The sequence below is a fragment of the Bradyrhizobium iriomotense genome (assembly GCF_018129405.1).
Classification (GTDB): Bacteria; Pseudomonadota; Alphaproteobacteria; order Rhizobiales; family Xanthobacteraceae; genus Bradyrhizobium; species Bradyrhizobium iriomotense_B.
Genome location: NZ_JAFCLP010000051.1, coordinates 1 through 1,868 on the forward strand (window position 1 = coordinate 1; position 1,868 = coordinate 1,868).

Annotated in this window: 2 protein-coding genes; both read left to right on the top strand. The window is 64.6% G+C overall.

Translation table 11 applies throughout. The features are described 5' to 3' along the window. Positions 1–1,001: GDP-mannose 4,6-dehydratase (gmd, locus tag JQ592_RS38140; RefSeq protein WP_211407848.1), on the top strand; the 1,001-nt coding region annotated here is incomplete at its 5' end. Beyond that, a partial coding sequence (locus tag JQ592_RS38145) for a GDP-L-fucose synthase family protein (RefSeq protein WP_211407849.1) occupies positions 982–1,868 on the top strand: 887 nt, incomplete at its 3' end. The genes gmd and JQ592_RS38145, both read left to right, overlap by 20 nt.

Sequence of the window (1,868 nt, forward strand, 5' to 3'; positions counted from 1 at the left end):
TGTCGCTCGGCTATGTCGTGCACGGCATCAAGCGGCGCTCGTCCTCGTTCAACACGGCGCGTGTCGACCACCTCTACCAGGACCCGCATGTCGGCAACGTGCCGTTCCTGATGCATTATGGCGACATGACGGATTCGACCAATCTGATCCGCCTGGTGCAGCAGATCCGCCCCACAGAGATCTACAATCTCGCAGCCCAAAGTCACGTCGCCGTCAGCTTCGAGAGCCCGGAATATACTGCGAACGCCGACGCCATCGGCGTGCTGCGCCTCCTGGAGGCGATCCGCATCCTCGGCATGGAGAAGGAGACGCGGTTCTACCAGGCCTCGACCTCCGAGCTCTACGGCCTGGTGCAGGAGATCCCGCAGAAGGAGACGACGCCGTTCTATCCGCGCTCGCCTTACGGCGTCGCCAAGCTCTACGGCTACTGGATCACGGTGAACTACCGCGAAGCCTACGGCATGTTCGCCAGCAACGGCATCCTGTTCAACCATGAGAGCCCGATCCGCGGCGAGACTTTTGTGACGCGCAAGATCACCCGTGGCGTCGCCCGCATCGAGGTGGGCCTGGAAGACACGGTCTATCTCGGCAATCTCGAGGCCAAGCGCGACTGGGGCCATGCCAGGGATTACGTCGAGGGCATGCACAAGATCCTGCAGGCCGACAAGGCGGATGATTTCGTGCTCGCCACCGGCGAGATGCATTCGGTGCGCGAGATGGTCGAGCTGTCGTTTGCGCAGGTCGGCCGCCGCATCGTCTGGCGCGGCAAGGGCGTCGAGGAGACCGGCATCGACGAAAAGAGCGGCAAGACGGTCGTGAAGATCGATCCGACCTATTTCCGCCCGACCGAGGTCGATCTCCTGATCGGCGATGCCAGCAAGGCGCGGCAGGTGCTCGGCTGGACGCCGAAGCGGACGTTTGCCGAACTCGTCGCGGAGATGATGGCGAGCGATCTGGCCGAGGCGAAGCGGGACGCAGGCCATGGCCAACGCACCGTTTGAGCTCAAGGGCAAAAGCGTCTACGTCGCCGGCCATCGCGGCATGGTCGGCAGCGCGATTCTGCGCCGGCTCGCAACGGAGGACGTCCGGCTCGTCACGGTGGATCGCCGCGAGGTCGATCTGCGCAACCAGGCCGCCGTGTTCGACTGGTTCGCGCAGGCGCGGCCGCAGGTGGTGTTCCTCGCCGCGGCCAAGGTCGGCGGCATCGTCGCCAACGACACGCTGCGCGCCGAGTTCATCTACGACAATATCGCGATCGCCGCGAACGTGATCCAGGCCGCGCATCAGAGCGGCGCCGAGAAGCTGATGTTTCTGGGCTCCTCCTGCATCTATCCGAAGCTGGCGCCGCAGCCGCTGCGCGAGGACTCGGTGCTGACAGGGCCGCTGGAGCCGACCAACGAACCCTATGCGATCGCCAAGATCGCGGGGATCAAGATGGTCGAGGCCTATCGCAGCCAGTATGGCTGCGACTTCATCAGCGTGATGCCGTCCAATCTCTACGGCCCCGGCGACAATTATCACCCTGAGATGAGCCACGTCGTCGCCGCCCTGATCCGCCGCTTCCACGAGGCGAAGGTGTCGGGCGCGAAGAACGTCGTGGTGTGGGGCACCGGCACGCCGCGGCGCGAGTTCCTCTATGTCGACGACATGGCGGATGCCTGCGTGCACCTGATGAAGACCTATTCCAGTGCGGAACTGGTCAATATCGGCGCCGGCGCGGACATCACCATCGCCGAATTCGCGCGCCTCGTCGCCGACATCGTCGGCTATGGCGGCGAGATCAGCTTCGACACTTCGCGGCCTGACGGCACCCCGCGCAAGCTGCTCGACGTCAGCCGTCTCGACAAGCTCGGCTGGCGTGCCACGAC